We start from the raw sequence: 4,475 nt of genomic DNA on the forward strand, positions 1-4,475 counted from the left end.
CGCGTGGGTCGCGCGCGGGCCGGGTGTGCCGCGCGGACCGCGCGGACGCTCTTCCCGCGCCGCCGGATCGGCGCCGATCGTCCTGGCGCGAGTCGCGTTGATCGTGTTCGCGCGCGCCATGAAGTCGTCGGGCAGCGGCGTGACCGGCACCTTCTGGCGCGTCACCTTCTCGATGTCGCGCAGGTACGCCCGCTCGTCGTCCGCGCAGAAGCTCCACGCGATGCCGCTGGCGCCGGCGCGCGCGGTGCGCCCGATACGATGCACGTACTGCTCGGGCACGTTGGGCAGTTCGAAGTTGAACACATGGCTGACGCCCGACACGTCGATGCCGCGCGCGGCGATGTCGGTCGCGATCAGCACCTTCACCTCGCCGGCCTTGAACTGCGCGAGCGCCCGCTCGCGGTTGGCCTGGCTCTTGTTGCCGTGGATCGCGTTGGACGCGATGCCGTTGCCCGCCAGCAGCTTCACGACGCGGTCGGCGCCATGCTTGGTGCGGGTGAACACCAGCGCGCGCTCGACGGCGGCATCGCCGAGCGCGATCGTCAGCAGCGCCTGCTTCTCCGACTGGTTGACGAACGTTACCTGCTGGTCGACGCGCTCGGCGGTGGTCGCGGCGGGCTTCACCGAGACGGTAGCCGGGTTCTTCAGGAACTGGTCGGCCAGCTCGCGGATCGACGCCGGCATGGTGGCCGAGAAGAACAGTGTCTGGCGTGCCTTGGGCAGCATCCGCACGATCTTGCGCAGCGCGTGGATGAAGCCGAGGTCCAGCATCTGGTCCGCCTCGTCGAGGACGAGGATCTCCAGCGCCGCCAGGCTCACGAACCGCTGCTCGATGAGGTCGAGCAGGCGGCCGGGGGTGGCGACGAGGATGTCGACGCCGCGCGCCATGTCCTGGCGGTTCTTGTTGATGCTGGTGCCGCCGAACACGGTGGCGACACTCATGCGCGAGAACTGGCCATAGCCGCGCGCGCTCTCGGCGATCTGGCCGGCGAGCTCGCGCGTGGGGGCAAGGACGAGCATGCGGCAGTGCGTCGGCAGCACGCGCGTGCCGGCCGCGACCAGCCGCTGGATCGACGGCAGCACGAAGGCGGCGGTCTTGCCGGTGCCGGTCTGCGCGATGCCGAGCAGGTCGCCACCTTCCAGCACCAGCGGTATCGCGTCGCGCTGGATCGGCGTGGGGGTCTGGTATCCCCGGGCTTCAAGCGCGCGGACGAGCGGCTCGGCCAGGCCGAGATGAGAGAATGACATGGAAGGGAACTCGCATGGGGCCACGCGCGGGCCGCATACGGGCGCACGGGCGGCGTCGGTTGACGACACCCCGCGTGACAGGGAAGCCTTGATGGATCGAGGCGGAGCCGGCGGCCGGTAAGGGCCGCTATCACGCTGCGTTTCCGTAAAGAGAACGCCTCGACACAGAGCAAATGTGCGACGGGGCGGCGAAAGTCAAGGTGGGTTGTACCGTCGCGACTCGCAAACCGTCACCCCGGACCTGTTCCGGGTTACGAGGTGGTGGAGGCGGTCAGCGATCAGCCGCACCGCCCCGCGCCGCGGCCTTCCCCTCGATCGCGTCCCAGATCAGCCCGGGCACGTCGGTCCCGTCGAAGCGGTCGATCGCGACGATGCCGGTGGGGGAGGTGACGTTGATCTCGGTCAGCCACTCGCCGCCGATCACGTCGATGCCGACGAACAGCAGCCCGCGTCGTTTCAGCTCGGGGGCGAGCGCGGCGCAGATCTCGCGCTCGCGGTCCGTCAGGACGGTCCTTTCCGCCGATCCGCCGACCGCCAGGTTGCTCCTGATCTCGCCCGCGCCCGGCAACCGATTGATCGCGCCCGCGATCTCGCCGTCGACCAGCACGATGCGCTTGTCCCCCTTCGCCACGTCGGGAAGGAACGCCTGCACCATGTGCGGCTCGGGCCAGGTCAGGTTGAAGATCTCGAACAATGCCGAGAGGTTGAGGCCGCCCTCCTCGACCTTGAAGATCGCCTTGCCGCCGTTGCCGTGCAGCGGCTTGACGACGATCGCGCCATGCGTGGCGAGAAAGGCGCGTGCCTCGTCCAGGCTGCGCGTGACGAGCGTCGGCGGCATGAAGCGGGCGTAGTCGAGGACGAACATCTTCTCCGGGGCGTCGCGGACGCTGGCGGGATCGTTGACCACCAGCGTGCGGTCGACGATCCGCTCGAGCAAATGGGTGGCGGTGATGTAGCCCAGATCGAACGGCGGGTCCTGCCGCATCAGCACCACGTCGGCCTGCGTGCCGAGGTCCAGCGCCACCGGCTCACCGAACGCGAAATGATCGCCGACGACGTTCCGTACCGTCACGGGATGCGCGCTCGCCCACAGCCGCCCGCCCGCCGGCAGCGACGGGTCCGTCGCCCAGTTGAGCGCGTCGGCGGTGTAGTGGAACAACTGGTGCCCGCGCGCCTGGCCCGCGAGCATCAGCGCGAAGGTCGAATCGCCGGCGATGTTCAGGCCGGCGAGCGGGTCCATCTGGACGGCGACGGTGAGGGGCGTGGTCATGGACGCGACGTACCCGTCCAGCCGGCGCAGCGGAAGCCGTGACCGTCGCCATCCCGCCGCACGCGCCCCGGCAGGGCCGCGTCGTCACCCCCGCAGGACGGGGTCCGCCGCGCTCTCGCCTATTGCGCGATCCACGCATTCTCGATGTGCCGCGGCCGCACGCCGGGCGCGAGCAGCAGCACGTCGACGCGGATATCGTCGCCCGGCCGGGCATAGCGGGTCATCAGCAACTCGGCCGCGGCGGCGACGCGGGCGAGGCGACGTTCGTCGATCGCGAAGTCCAGCTCGGCCGCGGTGGCGCGCGTCTTTACCTCGACGAACGCCACCAGCGATCCCTTTCGCGCCACGATGTCGACCTCGCCCGCCGGAGTCCGCACGCGCCGGTCGAGGATGTGCCAGCCCTTCAGGCGCAACCACCAGCCCGCCAGCCGTTCGCCACGCCGCCCCGCGCCCTCGGCGACGCGGCGATCCCTGGGTGCTTGGGTGCGGACCATGCGCGGGACCTGCCAAGCCGCGACGCGGCGCGCAAGCCGTCACGGACGGTGGCGGCCCGGCCGTGGATCGTTCCGCGCCTTCGCGCTTTACGCTTGATGGGACGGGGCGCCCGATCGCGGTGCCCGCCGCCTCATCGAACAGGAGAAACCATGAAGAAGATTATTGCCACTCCACTCATCGCCGCGCTGGCGCTGACCGTCGGCATCTCCGCGCAGGCGCAGACCACGAGCAAGACTCAGGTCAAGACCGACACCAGCGTCAGCGACGGCGTCGCCACCCGGACCACCAAGGTCGAGCATGTCACCAGGCGCAAGACGCATCGCCCCAAGAAGATTCTGGGCGTCAAGATCGGCCGCAAGACGGTAACGCACAAGACGGTGCACACGACCTCGACCAGCTCGAACGGCGATCAGAGCACCACCGTCAAGACGAACTGACGCACGCGCCTCAGCCCTGCGCGGGTTCCTTCAGGGCCAGGGCACGGGCGTAGAGCAGGCGGCGGTCGAGGCCCAGGCGTTTCGCCACCTCGCCCGCCGCCCTTGCCGCGGACAGCCGCGTCAGCGCCTCCGCCAGCGCGACGTCGCCGTCCTCCGGGCTGATCGGGGCCGGCGGTCCGGGCGGCGCGACGACCACGACGATCTCGCCCCTGGGCGGCCCCGTCCCTGCGTAACGGGTGGCGAGGGTGGACAGCGTTCCGGTCACCGCCTCCTCGAAATGCTTGGTGATCTCGCGCGTCACCGCCGCCTCCCGGTCGCCCAGTCCGTGCGCCAGCGCGGACAGGCAGGCGGCGAGCCGTGGCCCGCTTTCGTACAGCACCAGCGTGGCGCGAACGCCCGACACCTCCGCGATCGCCGTCGCGCGCGCGCCCGCCTTCGACGGCAGGAAGCCCAGGAACAGGAACCGGTCGGTGGGCAGGCCCGCGAGCGTCAGCGCCGCCACCGCCGCGCACGGGCCGGGGATCGTCACGACGGCATGGCCGGCCGCGCGCGCCTCGCGCACCAGCTTGTAGCCCGGGTCGGAGATCAGCGGCGTGCCCGCATCGCTGACCAGCGCCACCGCCTCTTGTCCCAACCGCGCGACCAGGCCGGGGCGGACCGCGTCGGCATTGTGGTCGTGGTACGGCTGCATGGGGCGTTTCAGCCCCAGATGGTGGAGCAGGCCGCCCGTCACCCGGCTGTCCTCCACCGCGATCAGGTCGGCGCGCGCCAGCACGTCGCGCGCGCGGGTGGACAGATCGCCGAGATTGCCGATCGGTGTGGCGACGATGTAGAGACCGGGGGGAAGGGGTTCCACGGGATGCACATGGCAGAGGCGACAGGGGTATCGCAACCACATGGTGGCGCCATGCGGCGTCTCGCGGGACGGTTCGCCGCAGGGGTGGCGCTCGCGGGCCTGGCGGCGTGCAATACGGTCGTGCCGCGCGGTCCCGTCGACCGCCTGCCGCCGCCCGCCCGTGCGCCCG

General features: G+C 70.8%; 5 protein-coding genes. 1 reads left to right on the plus strand and 4 read right to left on the minus strand.

Going from position 1 to position 4,475, the window contains the following annotated elements:
• From HUV01_RS12520 to HUV01_RS12530, 3 genes are all read right to left on the minus strand, one after another.
• Positions 1–1,248 (minus strand): DEAD/DEAH box helicase (locus HUV01_RS12520; RefSeq protein WP_174298570.1); only part of this gene is annotated, 1,248 nt, incomplete at its 3' end.
• Positions 1,249–1,519: 271 nt separating this feature from the next.
• A complete protein-coding gene (gene gshB, locus HUV01_RS12525; RefSeq protein ID WP_174298571.1) occupies positions 1,520–2,518 on the minus strand; it encodes a glutathione synthase in 999 nt (332 codons plus the stop codon).
• Positions 2,519–2,637: 119 nt separating this feature from the next.
• Positions 2,638–3,012 carry a YraN family protein gene (locus HUV01_RS12530; protein WP_174298572.1) on the minus strand — a complete coding sequence of 125 codons (375 nt, stop codon included), beginning with the start codon at positions 3,010–3,012 and terminating at the stop codon, positions 2,638–2,640.
• Between the two features lie 150 nt (positions 3,013–3,162).
• Here HUV01_RS12530 and HUV01_RS12535 point away from each other — a divergent pair, with 150 nt between their 5' ends.
• Positions 3,163–3,450 (plus strand): hypothetical protein, encoded by a 288-nt coding sequence (locus tag HUV01_RS12535; RefSeq protein WP_174298573.1) that lies wholly within the window; start codon positions 3,163–3,165, stop codon positions 3,448–3,450.
• Between the two features lie 10 nt (positions 3,451–3,460).
• Here the strand turns inward: HUV01_RS12535 and rsmI are convergent, their stop codons facing one another.
• Positions 3,461–4,348: a 16S rRNA (cytidine(1402)-2'-O)-methyltransferase gene (rsmI, locus tag HUV01_RS12540; RefSeq protein ID WP_174298574.1), complete on the minus strand. Its 888-nt coding sequence runs from the start codon at positions 4,346–4,348 to the stop codon at positions 3,461–3,463.
• Positions 4,349–4,475 lie beyond the last annotated feature (127 nt).

The organism is Sphingomonas bacterium (assembly GCF_903643035.1).
In the GTDB taxonomy this organism is placed as follows: domain Bacteria; phylum Pseudomonadota; class Alphaproteobacteria; order Sphingomonadales; family Sphingomonadaceae; genus Sphingomonas.